This is a genomic window from Arthrobacter sp. StoSoilB19 (assembly GCF_019977275.1).
In the GTDB taxonomy this organism is placed as follows: Bacteria; Actinomycetota; Actinomycetes; order Actinomycetales; family Micrococcaceae; genus Arthrobacter.
Window position 1 is genome coordinate 1,749,726 of sequence record NZ_AP024650.1, and the last position, 20,825, is coordinate 1,770,550.

The following is a 20,825-nucleotide window of genomic DNA, read 5'->3' on the forward strand; positions in this document are numbered from 1 at the left end:
GGGGCGCAAGAAAAAACGCCCCGGCCGGCAGTGCCGGTACCGGGGCGTTCCCACCAGCTAGCGTCCGCGGTTGGGACGGGCCTTGTAGGGATCGATGCCCTTGGGAATGGGAAGCCGGGTACCCATCGAGGCGATGCGCTTGGACACGGTGCTGACTTCCAGCTTGGTCAGTTCATTCTTCATCTTGCCCATGTGCTTGGCCACCTGGCTCAGCGGCACCTGGCCTTCGCCGTGCCCGGTCTGGATGGTGTGCACAGGAACGTTGGGCAGGATGCGCGCCAGGCGCTTGCGCTCAGCATCGAGCAGCGGCTTCACGCGGTGGGCGGGGCCTTCACTGACAAGGACGACGCCGGGCCGGCCCACGGCGCGGAACACGGCATCCTGCGTGCGCGGATTGACCGCCACGGGCTGTTCCTCGGTGATCCAGCCACGGCGAAGCGTGCCCAGGGCAGCGCCGGAGGCGCCGGGCTGGTTTTCGATCTGTGCAAAGGCGGCGCGTTCGGCGCGGCGGGACAGGATGAAGGTGGCCGCCAGCAGGCCCAGCGGAATGCCGATGATCAGGCCGGTAATCCAGTTGTCCAACCAGAAGCCCACCAGGAAGCTCACCGCCACAACGCCCAGGAACGCCAGCAGCATCAGCCACGGAACCATGGGGTCGTGGCGGCGGGTCATGGTGAAGACCTCGCCGATCTGCTTAAGCCTGCTGGGCTTCTTGGCCTTTGCTTCCTTCGGCTTGCGCGTGAAGAGGCCGCGCTTCACCGCGCTCGAGCCAGACGGGGTGGAGTTGCTGGAGTCAGGGGATTTCGCCATAGTGCCTCAATTCTACGTGACAAAAGCCAAGGGCCGGACGCTGGAATCTTCCGGCGTCCGGCCCTTGGCCAGTTCATGGCAGGAGGTCAGGAATGTGCTGCCAGGAGGGTGGCGGCTTCCTGGCGGGTGGTGCCGGAGTCCTGGATGCCGTCGGCGATGTGGGCGAGTTCGGCGGGGATGTCGCGGCCTTTTTTGCGCATGGCGGTGGCCCAGAGCCGGCCGGCGCGGTAGGAGGAGCGGACCAGGGGGCCGGACATGACGCCGAGGAAGCCGATTTCCTGGGCTTCGTGCTGGAGGTCCACGAATTCCTGGGGTTTGACCCAGCGGTCCACGGGCAGGTGCCGTTCGGAGGGGCGCAGGTACTGGGTGATGGTGATCAGGTCGCAGCCGGCTGCGTGGAGGTCGCGGAGTGCTTCGCTGATTTCTTCGCGGGTTTCGCCCATGCCCAGGATGAGGTTGGACTTGGTGACCATGCCCAGGTTCCGGCCCTGGGTGATGACGTCCAGGGAGCGGTCGTAGCGGAACGCGGGGCGGATCCGCTTGAAGATCCGGGGCACGGTTTCGACGTTGTGCGCGAAGACCTCGGGGGCGGAGTCGCAGATGGCCTTGATGTGCTCGGGTTTGCCGGAGAAGTCCGGGATGAGCAGTTCCACGCCGGTGCCGGGGTTCAGTTCGTGGATTTTGCGGACGGTTTCGGCGTAGAGCCAGACGCCTTCGTCTTCCAGGTCGTCGCGGGCGACGCCGGTGACGGTGGCGTAGCGCAGCTGCATGGATTGGACGGAGCGGGCCACCTTGGTGGGTTCGAACCGGTCCAGGGGTGAGGGTTTGCCGGTGTCGATCTGGCAGAAGTCGCAGCGGCGGGTGCATTCGGAGCCGCCGATCAGGAAGGTGGCTTCCTTGTCTTCCCAGCATTCGAAGATGTTGGGGCAGCCGGCCTCTTCGCAGACGGTGTGCAGGCCTTCCTTTTTCACCAGGTTCTTGAGTTGGACGAATTCCGGGCCCATCTGGACCTTGGCCTTGATCCACTCCGGTTTGCGTTCCACCGGGACCGCAGCGTTGCGCTGCTCAATCCGCAGCATCTTCCGGCCTTCAGGTGCCAATGTCACAGTAGAGCTCCTTCAGGGCTCGAAACCAATGCTTCTTCATGCTTGTGGAATTCCTCCACGAACCGGTCCACGATATCCGCGGGCCGAATGTCCCGGCCTGTTTCCAGGGACATGGTGGTCACGCCGGCGTCGGTGATGCCGCAGGCGATGATCTGGCCGTAGGGTGCCAGGTCGTTGCTGCAGTTGATGGCAATGCCGTGCATGGTGACGCCGTTCAGGACCCGGATGCCGATCGCGGCGATCTTGCGGTCGGGGCCCTTGGCGTCAGCCTTGATCCACACGCCGGCCCGGCCCTTGATGCGTTCGGCCTTGATGCCATAGTCCGCCATGACCGTGATCATGATGTCTTCCAGCCGCTCCACGTAATCCCGGATGCCTGCGCGGTTCCTAAGCTTCAGGATGGGGTAGGCAATCAGCTGGCCCGGCCCGTGCCAGGTGAGTTTGCCGCCACGGTCCACCGCAACCACCGGCGTACCGTCAAACGGCCGCTCATGGTCCTCGGTCAGCTTGCCGGCCGTGTAGACGGCGGCGTGCTCCAGAAGCAGGACTGTGCTGGGTGCAGCTCCGGAGACAACCTTGTCATGGAGTTCGCGCTGGGCATCCCAGCCTTCCATGTAGTCAACGAAGTCAGGGGCAAGACCCAGCTGTGAAAACTCAAGAGTCATGGCATCCAGCTTAGACCCCGCAGCCGCACCGGCCCGGTTTAGTGTCCAAGCTCACCGGCGCCCCGCTTTGTGACCGCGGCGGCCACGCCTGTGGATAACTTCTGCAGCAGGGCCGAAACTCGACTAGACATGCAGTATGGACGATGCACAGGCGCCGGAGGTTCCCGGTTATGACGTCGGCAGGTTGCTGGGCCGGGGCGGCAGTGCCGACGTGTGGCTGGCCAGGGAACAAAGGACCGGCAGGGATTGCGCGCTCAAATGCTTCCGCGGCGCAGGCCGCCGGTCCCTGGGCAGCACGGCCGTCAGCGAAGAGGATGTGCGGCGGGAGATCCGGATCCTGTCGGTCCTGGACCACCAGCACCTCATCACGGCGCACGACGTGGTCCGGGTGGCAGGGCCCGGCGGCGGTACGGCCTTGACCATGGATTATGCCGCCGGCGGCTCGCTGGCCCAGTTGGTGTCTGCCCGTGGCAGGCTCACCGTAGGCGAGACGGTTACCGTCCTGACTCCCATCTTCCAGGCCCTGGGCTACCTGCATGGAAAAGGCTTCACGCACTCGGATGTCTCGCCCGGGAACGTGCTGTTCACCGGGCAGGGCAAGCCCATGCTCTCTGACCTCGGCGTCGCCAGGATGCTCGGCGACCCGGGCAGCGCGGCGACCTTTGGAACTGGCGGATTCCTGGATCCTTCCCCCGTGGACGCCGTCCGCGCCGGCCTCCAGCCAGGGCGCGATGTGTTCTCCGCGGCGGCCCTGGGCTGGTTCTGCCTCACGGGTGAGGCGCCCGGCCGCACTGCCGATCGTCCGCCGTTGTCCCTCCTGGTTCCAGGTGTCCCCAAGGATCTGGCGGCTGCCCTGGAAGCAGGACTGAACGAGGACCGGAGGCTGCGCCCTGACGCGGTGTCGCTGGCCGCGGCCGTTTACCGCAGCGCCGAACCCCAGCCGGTGGACCTCTCCGATGCCGTCCATCCCACCGTCCTGCCAGAGCTGCTGACACGGCGGCACGTTCCCGGTCCGTCCAAGGGCGGCAGCCTTCGCATGAAACTCCAGGGCATGCGCCGCCGGATGGAAACCTGGCGCTGGCCAGCGCGGCCGGTGCCGGCGCCGAACACCGCCCTGCCGCAGTCAAGCGCCCTGCCGCCGTCAAACGCGGCGCCTGCGCCGCGCGGAAGGCACGCGGATGGGACTGTTGCCGGCCGGGGCACTCGGGTGGTGGTGAGTGCAGTCATGCCGGCAGTTGCTGCGTTGGCAGCCGGAATATGGTGGTTGTCCGCGGCCGCCGGCCAGGGGGCGGGCCAAGGGGCGGGGCCGGATGGTCCCGCAGCCGGTCGGCCGCCGGTGTCCGCAGCCGCATCCGGGACTGTTGCCGGCGGGACGGAAGCGGTTGGTTCCGTTGACGAGGCCCGGCAGCGGGCAAGGGCTACTGATCCCGTGGTTGCCGTGCAGGGGCTGGCGGCGCTGCGGGATTATGCCTTCAGAGCAGGCAGGTTGGAGCTGCTGGGGGACGTGAACGCCGCCGGGTCACCTGCAGCTGCCGCCGACGAGCGCATCGCCGGCCAACTCCACCCTTCCGGGCACCGCCTCGCCGGATTTACCAGCACGCTGTCCGGGGTGGCGGCCGAAGACGGCGGGACCCCGGACCGGGCGGTGCTGGCGGTGACATCGGCCACCTCCGGGTACCAAACACTCGATGCGGCGGGTGCTGTGCTGGCAGCGGGGGCTCCCAGCCCGGAACGGCGGCTTCGGCTGGTCCTGGTGTTCGTGGACGGCCAATGGCGGGTCAGCGACATTCTGGCGGTCCGCGCGTCCGGGGAAGGGCCGGGCTAGGCGGCGGGGTCCTGGCCGGCCACCCAGCGGGCGGCGTCTTCCAGGCGCCCGTGCTGCCATTGGAATCCGGCCGAGGACAGGACTGCCGGTTCCATCCGCTGGCTGTGCAGCAGCAATTCCTCGCCGAGGCCCGGCATCACGGTGCGCAGCACGGGGGCCGGGACCCTGAGTATGGCGGGCCGGTGCAGGGCGTGGGCCAGCGCCGCGACGATCGTGTTGACGTTCGCCTGCTCCGGCGCGTTCACATTCACTGCGCCGGAGACCGGTGTTTCGAGGAGGAAGAGGAAGGCGGCCGTAACGTCCGGAAGCGTTACCCAGGGCCAGAACTGGCGGCCGTTGCCGAACGGACCACCAACTCCCAGGCGCAGCAGTGGAAGCAGCTTTCCCAGCGCGCCACCGGAACGGCTGAACACCACCCCGGTGCGGGGCGTCACCACGCGTACCCCTGCCGGCGCCATCAGCGCAGCCTGCTCCCACTCAACGCAGATCTGCGCCAAAGTCCCGGAACCGGCGGGTGCGTCTTCACGCAGGACAGTATTGCCGGCGTCGCCGTAGAAGCCGGACGCCGACTGGCTGATGAAGGTTGCCGGCGGGGCATCCAGCTGTGCCATGGCCTGCACCAGTGTCCTGGTGGGCCCCAGCCGGGAACTGAACAGCTCCGCCACCCGCTTCCGCGTCCAGGGTCTGTCGCCGATTCCGGCACCTGCGAGGTTGACGACGGCGTCTGCCCCGGCAAGGACGCCGGGGTCCAGGACACCGGCCGCCGGATCCCAGCGGATTTCGGTGGCACCGGCAGGCGGCCGGCGGACCAGGGACACCACCGAATGGCCGGCGCTGCGGAAGGCTGCGGACATGGAGCTGCCGATGAGCCCGGAGGCGCCGGCCATGACGATATGCATGGTCCATCTCACCACGGCAGCAAGGGCTGTGTACCTCCCGCGGCGCAGGGGAGGGGTTGACTATGATCGAACGATGACCTCTTCGAGCTACTTCCGTTTCCCGCATTTGCACGGCGATCTGGTCACTTTCGTGGCCGAGGACGACGTGTGGATTGCGCCCCTGGACGGCGGCCGCGCGTGGCGCGTCTCGTCGCTCCAGCTTCCTGCCCGCAACCCGCGTTTCACCCCGGACGGCAAGCGCCTGGTCTGGACGGTTGTGCAGGGAACGGCGCCGGAAGTTGTGTCGGCACGGGTCGACGGCGGCGGGTACCGCCAGCGCACCTACTTTGGCCACAGCACCACGAAGGTCAAGGGATTCACTGCCGGCGGTTCGGTGGTGGTCACCAGCGCCTTCCGCCAGGCCGAAAGCCGGCACACCCACGCATACAGTGTCCCTTTGGAGGGCGGCTGGGCGCAGGAGCTCCCCTACGGGCCGGTGGAATCCGTTGCATTTGGCCCCGAGGTGGGCGACGAACGTCCCGTGGTGCTGGCCAGCGTGCTGTCCCGCGAACCGGCCTGGTGGAAGCGGTACCGTGGCGGGACGGCGGGAAAACTGTGGATCGACCGCGACGGCAACGGGGAGTTCGAGCGGCTGCTGCCGGACGTTGACGGCAACCTCACCGATCCCCTGTGGGTGGACGGCCGGATTGCCTTCCTGTCCGACCACGAAGGCTACGGCAACCTGTACTCGGTCCTTCCCAACGGACAGGACCTGCGGCGCCACACCGACCACCAGGACTTTTACGTCCGGCACGCCGCCTCGGACGGCAAGCGCGTCATTTTCGAATCAGCCGGCGAACTCTGGGTCCTGAATGATCTTGGCTCGGAGGCTGTAAAGCTGGACATCACCCTTGGCTCGGCATCGCAGACCAGGCGTCCCGCCCTCCTTGATGCCGTCAAGCACCTCGGCGCGGTGGCGCCGGATGCGGCGGGGGCCGCCAGCGCGGTGGAGTCGCACGGAACCATCCACTGGCTGCGGCACAAGGACGGGCCGTCCCGCATCATCGAGGCCACCCCGGGAGTGCGGGCCCGGCTTCCCCGGCCCTTGGGGGATGGCCGCATCGCCTACATCGCGGACCACGACGGCGTGGAGGCACTGCATATCAAGGACATTGCCGCTCCAGTACCGCACGGCGCCGGGCACGCGCCGGCAAGCGGCGGCAAGGCCGGCGCAATCTCTGAAACTCCCGATTCTGGAAATCCCGCTCCCGCCGATACGGCACAGGACGGCGCGGCAGGGCCGGAAACGGTCAGCCTGCCGCAGCCTGTTCCCGCGTCCGGCGCGGCAGTGCTGTCCGGAGGGGCCGTCCACGTGCCCGCGGACGACGAACAGCAGGCAGATGTTGCACCGCAGGCCCCGGCCCCCGCGGCCGACGCCCAGGAACCCGCGGCAGAACCAGGCATCACCGTCCCCACGCCGTCACGCGCCAGTTCGCTGGAAGCAAGCCCCGACGGCCGCTGGGTTGCCCTGGGTACCTCGTTTGGCGACGTGCACGTCCTGGACACCCGCAGCGGAGATCTCTCGCGGGTGGCCAGCATTGGCGAAGGCAGCATCTCCGAGCTGGCATGGTCGGCGGACTCCCGCTGGCTGGCCTGGTCTGAACCGGTCACGTCCTTTGGCTCGCGCAGCCGGCTGCGCCTGGCCACCGTTGACCAGCTCGATGCCGAACCGGTGGACGTGACCGACGGACGCTTCCGCGACGCCTCGCCCGCCTTCACCCCGGACGGAAAGTTCCTCGCCTTCCTGTCCAACCGCAGCTTCGATCCCGTGTACGACGGACACTCGTTCGACCTCTCCTTCCCCAGCCCCATCAAGCCGTACCTCGTGGCACTCGCCGCGGAGACGCCGTCGCCCTTTGGCCCTTCCGTTGATCCCGCGGGCGCCGGGCCGGAAACCACAACGGACGCGGATGCCACAGCCGGCGCCGAAGCACGGGATGATGCCGTGCCTGCCGTGCACGTGGACGCGGAGGGCCTGGCGCACCGCGTCATCAGCGTTCCCGTGCCGCAGGGCAACTACAGCTCGCTGAAGGCCGTTGACGGCGCCCTCCTCTGGCTCGACTCAGCCCTGGCCGGCGTGACCGGCGACGGAAAGGCCAGCCAGGAGGACAAGGACGCCAGCCCCAGCCTGGTCCGGTACGACATCGGACGGCGCAGGCAGACCACCCTGGTGGACGCCGTGGACAGCTACCGGCTCTCCGGCGACCGCAGCAAGGTGGTACTGGTTTCCGACAAACAGGTCACCGTGGTGCCTTCTGACGCCAAGGCGGACGAGGACTCCGGCAAGGCAGTCAAAGTGGACCTGGGCCGCATCCGCGTCCTGATGGACCCGCTCAGCGTCTGGGGACAGGCGTTCGATGAAGCCTGGCGCCTGCAGCGGGACTTTTTCTGGACCGAGGACATGGCGGGGCAGGACTGGGAATCCATCCACGCCCGCTACCGGCCCCTGGTCGGGCGGCTGGGCTCCCACGATGACCTGGTGGACCTGCTGTGGGAACTGCACGGCGAGCTGGGGACATCGCACGCATACGTGCGCCCCGCTCCGGTTGCCGAACGCGGCAGCCGGGGACAGGGCAGGCTGGGCGCAGACCTGGCGCACACCGCCCACGGCTGGGAAATCAGCCGCATCCTGGCCGGCGAGTCCTCCGACCCGCTTGCCATCTCCCCGCTGACCAGGCCCGGGGTTGGGGCCAAGGCGGGAGACATCCTGCTGGCCATTGACGGCGTCCCGTTGTCCGGAGCCGTCACCCCGGCCATGCAGTTGGTGGGAGCGGCCGGCCGTGCCGTGGAGCTGACCCTCCTCAACGGCCCGGGGCACGGCGGTGCCCAAGGCACCCAGCGCCGGGTCGCCGTCGTGCCCATCAAGGATGAGGAGCGGCTGCGTTACCAGGAATGGGTTGCCGGCAACCGGCGCACCGTCCGGGAAGCGTCCAACGGAACCTTTGGCTACCTGCATATCCCGGACATGATGGCCAACGGCTGGGCGCAGCTGCACCGCGACCTCGATACGGAAACAGCTCTTGACGGCCTGATCGTCGATGTCCGCCGCAACCGTGGGGGACACACATCGCAGCTCGTCGCGGAACTGATAGGCCGCAAGGTCACCGGATGGAGCATGCCGCGCGGGGAAAAGCCGCGGACCTACCCCCACCACGCACCCAGGGGGCCCGTGATCATCCTCGCGGACGAGTTTGCCGGGTCCGACGGCGACATCATCACCCAGGTCTCGAAGCTGCGTGGCATCGGCCCGGTCATCGGAACACGTACGTGGGGCGGTGTGGTGGGCATCGACAACCGGTTCGCGCTGGCGGACGGCACCGGCGTCACCCAGCCCCGCTATGCCAACTGGTTCAGCGGCGGCGTGGGGTGGAGCGTGGAGAACTACGGCGTTGATCCGGACATCGAAGTGACCTTCCCGCCGCACGCCTACGCCGCGGGGCGCGATCCCCAATTGGAGTACGGCATTGGGGCGCTGAAGGAAATGATCCAGGAACTGCCGACCGACCGGCCGCCGGCGCGTTCCGGCTACCGCCGGTTGAAGCCCGCTCCGCTGCCCGCCCGCCGGCAGGAGAGCTAGCCTTCACCGGCAACAGCAAAGGCCCTGCCTTTCCGGGATTGCCCGGAAGGCAGGGCCTTTGCGTTGTGCAGACGGTGGCGCTCAGATCATGCGCTCAAGGCCGGCGTGGCCTAGGACTGCAGGGTGGCGTCCAGGGTGATCTCGATGCCGGCCAGGGCCTGGGACACGGGGCAACCCTTCTTGGCGGCTTCGGCAATGCGCTGGAAGTCTTCCTGCGAGATGCCGGGGATGCGGGCCTCCAGGGTCAGGTGGCTGCCGGTGATGCCGGTGCCGGGCTGGAAGCCAACCTCGGACCTGGTGTTGACCTCCTCCGGCGTGAATCCCGCCTGGCTGAGTTCGTGGCTGAAGGCCATGGAGAAGCAGGCGGAGTGGGCTGCAGCGATCAGCTCTTCGGGGCTGGTCTTTCCGCCGGCAGCCTCCGTGCGCGCCTTCCAGGTGACATCGAAGGTGCCCAGGCCGGAGCTGTCCAGGGTGGTGTTGCCAGAGCCCTCGGTCAGGCTTCCGGTCCATACCGTGTGGGCGTTGCGTGTTGTAGCCATGTCTCTCCTCAGCGTCGATTCGATCCGGGCCCGGCACCCGCGGCCGGACCCACCGTTTTCCATCCTAGGGACCAGGCACCTCCGGTGCACGGATTGTCCGCTCTCAGAGGATTATGACCGGGGTCCCCGGGGTGGAGCGGTTACTGCCAGATGGCGGCGATGGCGATGTTGACCAGGGCCAGCCCGCCCACGCCATGGGCGAGCACGGTGGAGACGGGCTGGCCGTTCTTGGCCTTGCGTGTCCCAATGACAGCCAGGACGGCGACCACGACGGCGATGACGAACTTGATGCCCAGCTTGGCGTAGTTGGGATCCTTGTCCGGCAGGAACGGCAGGATGCCCATCATGGCGATGCCGGTCAGCAGTTGCAGGAAGGCGCCGTCACGCTGGCGGGGGTGCACGGTGGGCGTCCGCATCGTGGCGATCCAGTAGCCCACGATCATGGCGGCTCCCACCACGTGCAGGAAAACCAGGATGTTGAAGAGAATATTCATGGCTCCAGCTTAGCCAGTCAGTTCTACGGCCCGTAGCAAAGCCACGCGCACGGGGGCTCCGGGCGCAGGCGGCTGCGTTGGTTAAACCGCGACGGCGGTGCCGGCTGCGGGAGGTTTCCCACCCATGCCGGCACCGCCGTTGTCGTATTGCTGCGGAGGCTAGAGCCCCAGGTCCGCTTCGAAGGCGCCTTCTTCGAGGCGTGCCTTCAGGGTCTGGAGGAACCGGCCGGCGTCGGCACCGTCCACCAGGCGGTGGTCGTACGTCAGGGACAGGTACATCATGGAGCGGATGGCGATCGAGTCGTCACCGTTTTCGTCAGCAACCACGACGGGCCGCTTGACGATGGCGCCGGTGCCCAGGATGCCCACCTGCGGCTGGTTGATGATCGGGGTGTCGAACAGCGCGCCCACCGAGCCGATGTTCGTGATGCTGAACGTGCCGCCGGACAGTTCGTCCGGGCCGATCTTGCCGTCGCGGGTGCGGGAGGCAACGTCGGCGATCTTGCCGGCGAGGCCGGCAAGGTTCAGGTTGCCGGCGTCTGCGATGACCGGAACCAGCAGGCCCTTGTCAGTGTCGACGGCGATCGCCAGGTGTTCGGCGTTGTGGTAGGTGATTTCCTGCTTGTCCTCGTCGTAGGCAGCGTTGAGCTTGGGGTGCTGCTTGAGGGCCTCGGCCACGGCCTTGGCGATGAAGGGCAGGAACGTCAGCTTGGTGCCGTTCTGGGCCTGGAAAGAGTTCTTGGCCCTGGCGCGCAGCTTGGCGACCTTGGTCATGTCCACCTCGTGGACCTGGGTGAGCTGGGTGGAGATCTCCAGGGACTCGCGCATGCGCCGGGCAATGACCTGGCGGATGCGGGGAGCCTTCTGGGTGGTGCCGCGCAGCGAGGAGGCAGCTCCAGCCGATGCGGCCGGTGCGGATGCGGCAGGGGTTGCGGCCGGTGCGGCAGCGGGAGCCGCCTTGGCTTCAGCGGCGGCGATGACATCCTGCTTGCGGATGCGGCCGCCGACGCCGGTGCCGGACAGTGAAGTGATGTCCACCCCGTGCTGGTTGGCCAGCTTGCGGACCAGGGGAGTGACGTAGCCGGATTCGGACCCGTTGGCCGGTGCGGCCTCCTGGGCTGCAGGGGCTGCAGCGGGAGCGGGGGCTGCCTTGGGCGCTTCCTGGGCGGGTGCCGGAGCAGCGGGGGCCGGGGCGGCAGCCGGAGCTTCCTGCTGGGGGGCTTCCTGCCGGGGAGCCTCGGCGGGGGCCGGTGCAGCCTGGGGAGCCGGAGCAGCGGCAGCGCCGGAGCCGATGACGGCCAGCACGGAACCGACTTCAACGGTCTCGTCCTCATTGACCCGGATTTCCTGCAGCGTGCCGGCAACCGGGGACGGGATCTCGGTGTCCACCTTGTCCGTGGAGACTTCCAGCAGGGGCTCGTCGACCTCCACCTGGTCGCCAACGGCCTTGAGCCAGCGGGTGACAGTGCCTTCGGTGACGCTTTCGCCCAGTGCGGGGAGGGTTACTTCATGGCTTTCGCCGCCGCCTGCGGCCGGTGCCTCCGGTGCGGAATTTTCCTGGGCGGAAGTTTCCTGGGCCGGGGCTTCAGGAGCGGGTGCCTCGGTGGAAGGTGCCTCCGCAGGAGCGGGAGCTTCCTGGGCCGGTGCCGCAGCGGGAGCTTCCCCGGCTGGGGCGGAACCGCCGCCGGAGCCGTCACCAATGCGTACCAGGGGTGCGCCTACCTCGGCGGTCTCGTCTTCAGCGACCAGGATTTCTTCAATCACGCCAGCTACAGGAGAGGGGATTTCAGTGTCTACTTTGTCGGTGGAGACTTCGAGCAGCGGCTCGTCCACCTCTACCCGGTCACCTACCTGCTTGAGCCAGCGGGTGACGGTTCCTTCGGTGACACTCTCACCGAGGGCGGGCAAGTTAACGGATTCAGACATGTCGTCCCCGTTCTCCTTATTGATCTTTAGTGCGAATGATTGCTGCCTTGTTGGAAGCCTAGTGCACCCGGTCTGGACGACCGGGTGCACCGGGCCTGGTAATGCTGCGGAAAACTAGCCGTGCAGCGGCTTGCCGGCCAGTGCCAGGTGCGCTTCGCCGAGGGCTTCGTTCTGGGTGGGGTGGGCGTGCACCAGCTGGGCCACGTCCTCCGGGTAGGCTTCCCAGTTCACGATCAGCTGGGCCTCGCCAACCTGCTCGCCCATGCGTGCGCCGATCATGTGGACGCCCACCACGGGGCCGTCCTTCTGGCGGACCAGCTTGACCAGGCCGGAGGTACCCAGGATGGAGCTCTTGCCGTTGCCGGCCAGGTTGTATTCCTGGGTCTGCACCTGGTCTTCGCCGAACTTTTCCTTGGCAGCCTTTTCGGTGTAACCAACGGTGGCGATTTCGGGGTCGGAGTAGGTGACCTTGGGGATGTTGATGTCCTCGACCACCACGGGCTTCAGGCCGGCAATTTCCTCGGCCACGAAAATGCCCTGCTGGTAGCCGCGGTGGGCCAGCTGCACGCCGGGGACGATGTCGCCTACGGCGTAGATGTTGCCCACGCCGGTGTGCAGGCGCTCGTTGGTGATGACGAAGCCGCGGTCGATGGTGACGCCGGCTTCCTCGTAGCCCAGGTTGGCGGTGACGGGGCCGCGGCCGACGGCGACCAGCAGCAGGTCGGCTTCGAAGGTCTTGCCGTCCACCAGGGTGACCTTGACGCCGTCGTCATTCTGCTCAACGCCCTGGAAGAAGACGCCGGTGGAGAACTTGATGCCGCGCTTCTTGAAGGCGCGCTCGAAGTTCTTGACGATCGTTGCGTCCTCGTTGGGAACGAGGGAGGGCAGGCCTTCGACGATGGTGACGTCCACGCCGAACGACTTCCAGACCGAGGCGAACTCGACGCCGATGACGCCGCCGCCCAGGATGATGGCGCTCTTGGGGATGAAGTCCATGGTCAAGGCCTGGTCGGAGGTGATGACCTTGCCGCCGATTTCCAGGCCGGGAAGGGTGCGCGAGTAGGAACCGGTGGCCAGGACGATGTTCTTGCCCTTGTACGCGGTGCCGTTCACCACGACGGTGTCGGTGCCCTGCAGCTTGCCTTCACCCTCGATGACGGTGATGCCCTTGGACTTGATGAGTCCCTGCAGTCCCTTGAACTTGCCGGCGATGATGCCGTCCTTGTACGCGTTGACGGCGTTGATGTCGATGCCGTCCAGGGTGACGTTCACGCCGTACTTGGCGGAGTCACGGGCGTGGTCGGCCAGCTCTGCGGAGTGCAGCAGGGCCTTGGTGGGAATGCAGCCGTTGTGGAGGCAGGTGCCGCCCAGCTTGCCCTTCTCCACGAGGCCGACGGTGAGGCCGAGCTGTACCGCACGCAGCGCCGCAGCGTATCCGCCGCTGCCGCCACCGAGTACCAGGATGTCGAATTCTTGCGCAGTTGCCTGATCGGCCACTAAAACGCTCCCTCGCGTGAACGATGACGCGTTCTGCGCGCATCATCTGGTCTTGGAACTTGCCCTGCCGTGATTATGTCAGCAGGGCAACTCTCTTGCATTTGTGACTACCGTGGTTCACCTTAGCGAACCACCTATCCATGCTCCACCTTGGCGCTGCGTTTGTGGAGCGCTTGTGTCCAGTGTCACGCGGCCCTGTGGCACAGCAATCACTGCACCGCAGGGCCGCGCGGCACGGGGCCTGGAGCCCGTGACCCAGGCAGTTTGCTCAGGCCGCAGCCAGGATGTCCTCCACGTAGGCAACCAGGGTACGGACAGTGCATCCGGTGCCCTGCTTGTGGGTGTAGCCGTAGGGGCTGCCGTTATTAAAGGACGGCCCCGCAATATCGATGTGCGCCCAGGGGATCTGTTCGCCCGCTTTGTCCTTACCCACGAATTCGCGAAGGAACACAGCAGCGGTCATCATGCCGCCGTGGCGTTCGCCAATGTTGGCCAGGTCCGCCACCTGGGAATCCAGGCTGGGGCGCAGCTCCTCCGGCAGGGGCATGGGCCAGACCAGTTCGCCGGCACGGTCGGCCGCCGCCTTGAGGGCGCCCGTGACGCTTTCCGAGCCCATGACACCGGCAGTGCGGTTGCCGAGGGCGATGAGCTGCGCGCCGGTCAGCGTGGCCACGTCGATGATGGCGTCCGGGTATTCGCGGCTGGCTGCAACGATGCCGTCCGCCATGACCAGGCGGCCTTCGGCGTCGGTGTTGAGGACTTCAACCGTCTTGCCGCCGAACATGGTCAGCACATCGGCCGGGCGCGACGCGCCGCCGCCCGGCATGTTCTCCGCGATGCACAGCCAGGCGGTCGCCTTCACGGGCAGGCCCAGGCCGGCAAGGGCCAAAACAGTATTAAGTACGACGGCGGCGCCCGCCATGTCGCTCTTCATGTCGCCCATGTTCAGGGCCGGCTTGAGGGAGATGCCGCCGGTGTCGAACGTGATCCCCTTGCCGACCAGCGCAACCTTGGCGGTGGCCTTGGCGGGGGAGTACTCCACCTTAACCAGCCGCGGCTGGCGGGTGGAGCCCTTGCCCACGCCCATGATGCCGCCGAAGCCTTCCTTCTCAAGCCGCTTCTCGTCCCAGACGGTGACCTTGACGGGGAGTCCCTTGGCAAGGTCCTTGGCGGCCTCGGCGAAGGACTCCGGGTAAAGGTGGCTCGGCGGCGTGTTGACCAGTGAGCGGGTCGCGTTGACGGCCTTGGCCACCAGTCCTGCCCGCTTCAGTGCGGCGCCCAGCTCCGTGCTGCCTGCCAGTTCCGTGAAGATGACGGCATTGCGGACGGGATCCTTGAGCCCGTCCGTGGAAGACCGGAACTCGGTGAAGGCGTAGGCGCCCAGCGCGGCACCCTCGGCGACGGCCGAGACATCCTGCACCGTCGCCGTCGGGAACGCCAGGGTTACGGTGGCGAGGCCGGCCAGCTGCCGGACCGCGGATCCCGCTGCCCGGCGGAGTGCCTCACCGGTGAGCGGTGTGCCTTCCGGTACCTTTCCCACTCCGGCGAGGACCAGGATGCCGGCGCCGGTTTCGGGCAGTCCCGGGAGGCGGACCAGCTGGTCCGCCGCGCCGGTAACTCCGAGTGCCTTGAGGGAGTCAGCCAGGGCCTCCGCGGACTTCGCCGTCAGCGGGTTGTCCAGCAGGACGGGCCCGTCGCTTCCCTGCCCTACCCCGATCACCACGGCATCGCTGGGGTTCCTCTTAAGGTCCCGCGAGACGGTACTAAGGTTGACTTCAGTATTCTTGACCACAGGGATGAGTCCTCAATTCTCGAAACGATCGGGCAGGGATGCATGTTGGGCGCTCTGCCATGGTGGCCCGGATCCGGCCGTTCTGGACGGTGCCCGGGTGGTTGCAAGCCCGCCTGGCAGGCCAGTTCCGATCGTAGCCGTTCCCCTGCGGAGCGACAGAATTTCCTGAGATGTGCGCCACACCGCGGCCCGGAATGCCGGGTGCCCCTGCGGCGTTATGAATGATGTCCACCCGTACCCCTGAAAGGAACACGCCGTGCTTGAACGGATTTCCGGCTCCCTGCTGGACCCCGACGCGCTCTATGCCAGCAACATCGAGCTGTTCCACAGCCCGGAGCTGCAGGGGCTGAACCTGGTCATGGGTTTCACCGGGTTCGCCGACGCCGGCCATGTGGTGAAGCAGATCAACGCCGAACTGCTGGATACCCTCGACGCCCAGCCCGTGGCGGTCTTCGATGCGGACCAGTTGATTGACTACAGGTCCCGCCGGCCGCACCTGAGTTTCGTGGAAGACCACATCCAGGACTACCAGGAGCCCCGGCTGGCCCTCTACCGACTGGTGGACGGGCTGGGGAAGCCATTCCTCCTCCTGGCCGGCTTCGAACCTGACCTGCAATGGGAACGGTTTGCCCGTGCCGTGGTGAATATCGTGGAAAAGCTGGACGTCAACCTGGTCACATGGATCCACTCCATCCCCATGCCCGTGCCGCACACCCGGCCCGTGGGCGTGACGGTACACGGGAACCGGCCTGAGCTGATCGAGGGCATCTCCGTGTGGAAGCCCACCGTTGAAGTTCCCGCCGCTGTTGGCCACATCCTGGAGCTGCGCCTCGTGGAGGCGGGCCGCAATGTTGCCGGCTACGTCATCCACGTCCCGCACTACCTCGCCGAGGCCGAGTACCCCACCGCCGCCGTCGCCGGCCTGGAATATCTTGGCGCCGCAACGTCCCTGATGCTGCCCACCGACCGGCTCCGTGAGTCCGGGCGCGAGGTCAGCCGGCAGATTGCCCAGCAGATCGAGGCGTCCGAGGAGGTCCAGCAGGTGGTCTCCCGCCTGGAGACACGCTACGACGAGAAGGCCGACGGCATCGTCCGCCGGTCGCTCCTGGCCAACGAGAACGACGAGCTTCCCGACGCCGACGACCTGGGTGCCGCCGTGGAGGCCTACCTGGCCAGGGAGAACCCGGGGCAGTAGCGGGACGTCACGGCTTCCGGGCTGCGGGCGCGCGCCGGGCATAATGAACTGGTGACTGCTCCCCGCGCCTGGCTTATCTGGACCATTGGAATTTTCGGGTACCTGGTGGCCGTGGCGCAGCGGACCTCCTTCGGCGTGGTGGGGCTCGAGGCCACGGAGCGGTTCCACGCCACGGCGTCCGCCATCTCCTTCTTCACCGTCCTGCAGCTGCTGGTGTACGCCGGGCTCCAGATCCCGGTGGGCCTGCTGGTGGACAGGTTCGGCTCGCGTGCCATGATCGCAGGCGGCGCTGTCCTGATGGGACTCGGACAGGTGCAGCTGGCCTTCGCCGAAAGCATCCCCGGGGGAGTCCTTGGCCGTGTCCTGGTGGGCGCCGGCGACGCCATGACCTTTATCTCGGTGATCAGGCTCATCCCGCTGTGGTTCTCCCCCGCCCGCGTCCCCCTGGTCACGCAGTTGACCGGCATGTCCGGCCAGTTGGGTCAGCTGTTCAGTGTCCTGCCCTTCGCGCTGGTCCTGCACCTGTCCGGCTGGACCCCCGCTTTCCTGATGCTGGCAGGAATGTCCGCACTCGCCGTCGTGCTGGTACTCCTGCTCCTGCAGGATGTCCCACCGGGGACCGAACGGCCGCACGCCCGGCAGGGGCTCAAGGCCACCGGCGCCTCACTGGCCCGTGCCTGGAGCCAGCCCGGAACCCGGCTGGGAATGTGGAGCCACTTCACCATCCAGTTCAGTGGCACCGTCTTTGCCATGACGTGGGGCTACCCGTTCCTGATCTCGGGCCAGGGCCTGGACGCAGCCACCGTCGCAGCGCTGATGGCCCTGTACGTTGCCGCAGCCATGGCAGTGGGCCCGTTCATCGGGCGCTTCGTTTCGCGCCATCCACTGCGCCGTTCCACCATGGTGCTGCTGATCGCCGGCGCCACCGCCACGGCATGGGCCGCGGTGCTGCTGCTGCCCGGGCGCGCTCCGCTGTGGCTGCTGGCAGGCCTGGTGGTGGTGCTCGCAATCGGCGGCCCCGGTTCCATGATCGGCTTCGACTTCGCGCGGACCTTCAACCCCGCGCACCGGATCGGCACTGCCACCGGCATTGTCAACGTTGGTGGCTTCATCGCTGCCCTGGTCTCCATCTTCCTGATTGGCCTTGTGCTCGACGTCCTGAACGCCACCGGGTTTTCACAGGGGGTGCTCTACGGCCTGGCACCCTTCCGGCTGGCTTTGAGCGTCCAGTTCCTGCTCCTGGGCATCGGTGCCGCAGCCATCCTGGCCTCCCGCCGGAAGGTCCGCCGGCAAATGGCCGCCCAGGGCATCGTGGTTCCGCCACTGCGCAGCGCCATCGCCCGGCAGCGCCGTGAAAGCCTGGCCCGCCGCCGCCAGCCGACGCCCACGGACGACTGAGCCACTCCCGTTCGCGGGTTCCCCGCACTCTTCCTCCACGGCACCGGTTACCCACATAGCCGGACTGGCCACTGCCCGCGCCCCCGCCGGCGGCGAATGCTGGAGCTATGACAGGTTCAGAACGATTAATTGTGCGCGGCCCGGAAGACATCCTTGGCTTCATTCCGCATTCGCTCGGGTACTGGCCAGCTGCCAGCCTGGTGGCCATGACGCTGCACGGCACCACGCTCGGAGCCACACTCCGGCTTGACCTTCCGGGTCCGGCGAACCAGGCCGACCCCGCCGCGTTTGCCCGTGCCGTCCGGCGCTACCTTGAATCAGACCAGGACGCTGACGGCTCTTTGCTGGCTGTCTTCACCAGCGACGCCGGAATGGGACCGCCATCCGCCTACGACCTCCTGGTCGACACGGTGCGACGTGCGCTGGACCAGGCCGGGATGCCTGTCCGCGATGCCTGGTTGGTGGGCGATGAGTACTGGCGGGACGCCCTGTGCAGCGACGCCTCCTGCTGCCCGCTTCCGGGACGTCCCGTGCAGGAGATCAGGGACAGCATGCTGAATACGGAGATGGTGTACCGGGGCAGCAGCATTGGACCCGCGCCACGAGCGGGGAGCCAGCCGGAAGCCCCGGTCCCCGCCATGCACCTGGCGGCCGTCCTTGAGGCACAGGCCGGCTGGGAGGACGAGCTCGGCGGGCAGTCCCGCAGCAGGGCACAGTTCAACGCAGTGCTTGACTTCTGGGAGTTGCTGCTGGAGCGGAGCCATGACGGGCAGTGGATTCCGGACGTTGAACGGGACGCCTTCCTGCGCGCCACGCTGCTCGTTCCCACCTGGCGCGACGCCCTGCTCGTGATGGCTGCGGCGGGACGGGCCGCCGCGGAGGCAGGCGCAGAACAGTTCGGCGTCCTTTCCGAGGACGGGGGCGACGTTTCCGCAGTGGCGCTGCCGTTGCTGCCTCCGCCGGGATTCGCCGGCCGGCAGCAGCGCCGGGCGGGCGGTGCCGCTTCCGGCGCTGTTCCTGCCGGCTATGGCGAGGTCCTCATGGGCCTGGCGCCGGCCGCGCCGGACTGGGCCGGACTGGACGCGCTGGACCGGATTCTGGGGCACCTGGCAGTGTTGGGCGGACACCCGGCCGCAGCAGCGCTCACGCTCCGAGGATGGGTGGCCTGGTCCCGGGGACGCGGCTCCTACGCGGCTGCCCACTTGGGCCGGGCGCTTGAGCTTGAACCGGAGTACCGGCTTGCCGAGCTCCTGCTGGATATCGTGGGCAGGGGGACGCTTTGTGGCTGGGCCGCCCGGAAGGAGGCGGCCTGGCAAAAGTTCCCGAAGGATCCTGCTGGGGAGAAGGAGACGCTGTGAGCCGGACCCGAGTGTCGTGAGGCCGGCCGGACATGCCCCGGCCGGGCCGGGCCCGCCGGGGCAACCGTAACGGATGGCGGCAGGGGAGGTTGGATCCGGGCAAATCGTGAGACAATGGATGCCGAGACCCGGTTGGGTCCGTGTATCGAGTGCTTGTAAGCGTCCCCGCAAGGGAACATTACAGCCACTCCGGGAGTTGTCTTAAGTGACTCTGCCGGCCGTGGTGGTGCTTGGTTTCCACCACGGACTTGACAGGGTCATAGTGGTGTTGCCCGTATGGTGATTCCACAGACCACCGCTAGAAAGGTTTTCTGTGACCCCGTCTTCCACGAAGAAGGATTCCGCCGCCCAGGATGTCTTGTCCCCTGAGGAGAAGCAGGCCGCGACCAATGCCAAGCGGGCAGCTACGCGGGCAGCCAACAAGGCTTCGGCCGGCGAGGCTGCAGGCGACAGCAAGCGCGAGCCCAAGAAGCGTGGGCCCAAGCCCGGCGCCAAGGCCGCAGCCGAGGCTGCGGGAAAGTCCGCCGCCGGTGACGTTGACCCGGACGAGGTCGAAGACGTCGAGGAAGACCTCGACGACATCGTCCTCGAAGGTCCGGACGCAGCAGAGGACGTCGACGCCGACCCCGTCAAGGGTGCCGCCGGCAGCGGCAAGGGCTTCGTCTACTCCGATGCAGACGACGACGACGCGCCCGTGCAGCAGGTTATGTCTGCCGGCGCCACGGCCGACCCCGTCAAGGACTACCTGAAGCAGATCGGTAAGGTGGCGCTGCTCAATGCGGAGCAGGAAGTCGACCTTGCGCTGCGGATCGAGGCCGGGCTGTTCGCCGAGGAAAAGATCGCCGCGGACGACGGCTCCATGGATCCGAAGTACAAGCGTGAACTCGAATTCATCATCCACGACGGCAAGCGCGCCAAGAACCACCTGCTGGAAGCCAACCTCCGCCTGGTGGTCTCTCTGGCCAAGCGCTACACCGGCCGCGGCATGCTGTTCCTGGACCTGATCCAGGAAGGCAACCTTGGCCTGATCCGCGCCGTGGAGAAGTTCGACTACACCAAGGGCTTCAAGTTCTCCACCTACGCCACCTGGTGGATCCGCCAGGCCATCACCCGCGCCATGGCCGACCAGGCCCGCACCATCCGTATCCCGGTGCACATGGTCGAGGTCATCAACAAGCTGGCACGTGTACAGCGCCAGATGCTGCAGGACCTGGGCCGCGAACCCACGCCCGAAGAACTGGCACTGGAACTGGACATGACGCCGGAAAAGGTGGTCGAGGTCCAGAAGTACGGCCGCGAGCCGATTTCGCTGCACACCCCCCTGGGTGAGGACGGCGATTCCGAATTCGGCGACCTGATCGAGGACTCGGAAGCCGTTGTTCCGGCTGACGCCGTGAGCTTCACCCTCCTGCAGGAACAGCTGCACTCCGTCCTGGACACCCTTTCCGAACGCGAGGCCGGCGTGGTTGCCATGCGCTTTGGCCTGACTGACGGACAGCCGAAGACTTTAGACGAAATCGGAAAGGTCTACGGCGTCACCCGCGAGCGGATCCGCCAGATCGAGTCGAAGACCATGTCCAAGCTCCGGCACCCCTCCCGGTCGCAGGTGCTGCGGGACTACCTGGACTAACCTCTTCCGCACGACAAAACAGGGGCCGTTCGGGAACCCACTGCACGGTGGGTTCCGGAACGGCCCCTGCTTGTT

Annotated in this window: 15 protein-coding genes; 6 read left to right on the forward strand and 9 right to left on the reverse strand. The window is 67.2% G+C overall.

Going from position 1 to position 20,825, the window contains the following annotated elements; genetic code table 11:
* Positions 1 to 57 precede the first annotated feature (57 nt).
* The 3 genes from LDO86_RS08070 to lipB all read right to left on the reverse strand — a co-directional run bounded on the left by LDO86_RS08070 (position 58) and on the right by lipB (position 2,581).
* Positions 58 to 810, reverse strand: coding sequence for a DUF4191 domain-containing protein (locus tag LDO86_RS08070; RefSeq protein WP_018771547.1), 753 nt, complete (start codon positions 808 to 810; stop codon positions 58 to 60).
* Positions 811 to 896: 86 nt separating this feature from the next.
* Positions 897 to 1,916, reverse strand: a complete 1,020-nt coding sequence (gene lipA, locus LDO86_RS08075) for a lipoyl synthase (protein ID WP_224084417.1) — start codon at positions 1,914 to 1,916, stop codon at positions 897 to 899.
* The gene (gene lipB, locus LDO86_RS08080) at positions 1,913 to 2,581 is read right to left on the reverse strand and encodes a lipoyl(octanoyl) transferase LipB (protein ID WP_018769665.1); all 669 of its coding nucleotides are present in this window, start codon (positions 2,579 to 2,581) and stop codon (positions 1,913 to 1,915) included. The genes lipA and lipB overlap by 4 nt, the downstream gene beginning before the upstream one ends.
* A gap of 136 nt (positions 2,582 to 2,717) precedes the next feature.
* On the opposite strand from lipB, the gene LDO86_RS08085 reads away from it, so the two are divergent.
* A complete protein-coding gene (locus tag LDO86_RS08085; RefSeq protein WP_018769666.1) occupies positions 2,718 to 4,406 on the forward strand; it encodes a serine/threonine-protein kinase in 1,689 nt (562 codons plus the stop codon).
* Here LDO86_RS08085 and LDO86_RS08090 read toward each other — a convergent pair.
* Entirely contained in the window at positions 4,403 to 5,305 is a 903-nt protein-coding gene (locus LDO86_RS08090) for a TIGR01777 family oxidoreductase (protein WP_018769667.1), read from the reverse strand. The two genes, LDO86_RS08085 and LDO86_RS08090, sit on opposite strands and share 4 nt — an antisense overlap.
* A 73-nt stretch (positions 5,306 to 5,378) precedes the next feature.
* Here LDO86_RS08090 and LDO86_RS08095 point away from each other — a divergent pair, with 73 nt between their 5' ends.
* Positions 5,379 to 8,921 carry a S41 family peptidase gene (locus LDO86_RS08095; protein WP_224084418.1) on the forward strand — a complete coding sequence of 1,181 codons (3,543 nt, stop codon included), beginning with the start codon at positions 5,379 to 5,381 and terminating at the stop codon, positions 8,919 to 8,921.
* A gap of 110 nt (positions 8,922 to 9,031) precedes the next feature.
* Here the strand turns inward: LDO86_RS08095 and LDO86_RS08100 are convergent, their stop codons facing one another.
* From LDO86_RS08100 to LDO86_RS08120, 5 genes are all read right to left on the reverse strand, one after another.
* Complete coding sequence (locus LDO86_RS08100) at positions 9,032 to 9,460, reverse strand: OsmC family protein (RefSeq protein ID WP_018769669.1); 429 nt, start codon at positions 9,458 to 9,460, stop codon at positions 9,032 to 9,034.
* Between the two features lie 140 nt (positions 9,461 to 9,600).
* Positions 9,601 to 9,954 carry a hypothetical protein gene (locus tag LDO86_RS08105; RefSeq protein WP_018769670.1) on the reverse strand — a complete coding sequence of 118 codons (354 nt, stop codon included), beginning with the start codon at positions 9,952 to 9,954 and terminating at the stop codon, positions 9,601 to 9,603.
* Positions 9,955 to 10,113: 159 nt separating this feature from the next.
* Positions 10,114 to 11,880, reverse strand: coding sequence for a 2-oxoglutarate dehydrogenase, E2 component, dihydrolipoamide succinyltransferase (gene sucB, locus LDO86_RS08110; protein ID WP_018769671.1), 1,767 nt, complete (start codon positions 11,878 to 11,880; stop codon positions 10,114 to 10,116).
* Positions 11,881 to 11,994: 114 nt separating this feature from the next.
* On the reverse strand, positions 11,995 to 13,377 hold the full coding sequence (gene lpdA, locus LDO86_RS08115) for a dihydrolipoyl dehydrogenase (protein WP_018769672.1): 1,383 nt from the start codon (positions 13,375 to 13,377) through the stop codon (positions 11,995 to 11,997).
* A 268-nt stretch (positions 13,378 to 13,645) separates the two neighbouring features.
* A complete protein-coding gene (locus LDO86_RS08120) occupies positions 13,646 to 15,169 on the reverse strand; it encodes a leucyl aminopeptidase (RefSeq protein ID WP_018769673.1) in 1,524 nt (507 codons plus the stop codon).
* A gap of 256 nt (positions 15,170 to 15,425) precedes the next feature.
* Between LDO86_RS08120 and LDO86_RS08125 the strand changes: the two genes are divergently transcribed.
* The 4 genes from LDO86_RS08125 to LDO86_RS08140 all read left to right on the forward strand — a co-directional run bounded on the left by LDO86_RS08125 (position 15,426) and on the right by LDO86_RS08140 (position 20,750).
* Positions 15,426 to 16,364, forward strand: coding sequence for a PAC2 family protein (locus LDO86_RS08125; protein WP_018769674.1), 939 nt, complete (start codon positions 15,426 to 15,428; stop codon positions 16,362 to 16,364).
* A gap of 51 nt (positions 16,365 to 16,415) precedes the next feature.
* Positions 16,416 to 17,762: an MFS transporter gene (locus LDO86_RS08130; protein WP_018769675.1), complete on the forward strand. Its 1,347-nt coding sequence runs from the start codon at positions 16,416 to 16,418 to the stop codon at positions 17,760 to 17,762.
* A 107-nt stretch (positions 17,763 to 17,869) separates the two neighbouring features.
* The gene (locus LDO86_RS08135) at positions 17,870 to 19,120 is read left to right on the forward strand and encodes a DUF4192 domain-containing protein (protein WP_026265831.1); all 1,251 of its coding nucleotides are present in this window, start codon (positions 17,870 to 17,872) and stop codon (positions 19,118 to 19,120) included.
* A gap of 313 nt (positions 19,121 to 19,433) precedes the next feature.
* Positions 19,434 to 20,750, forward strand: a complete 1,317-nt coding sequence (locus LDO86_RS08140) for an RNA polymerase sigma factor (RefSeq protein WP_018769677.1) — start codon at positions 19,434 to 19,436, stop codon at positions 20,748 to 20,750.
* The last annotated feature ends 75 nt before the right edge of the window (positions 20,751 to 20,825 follow it).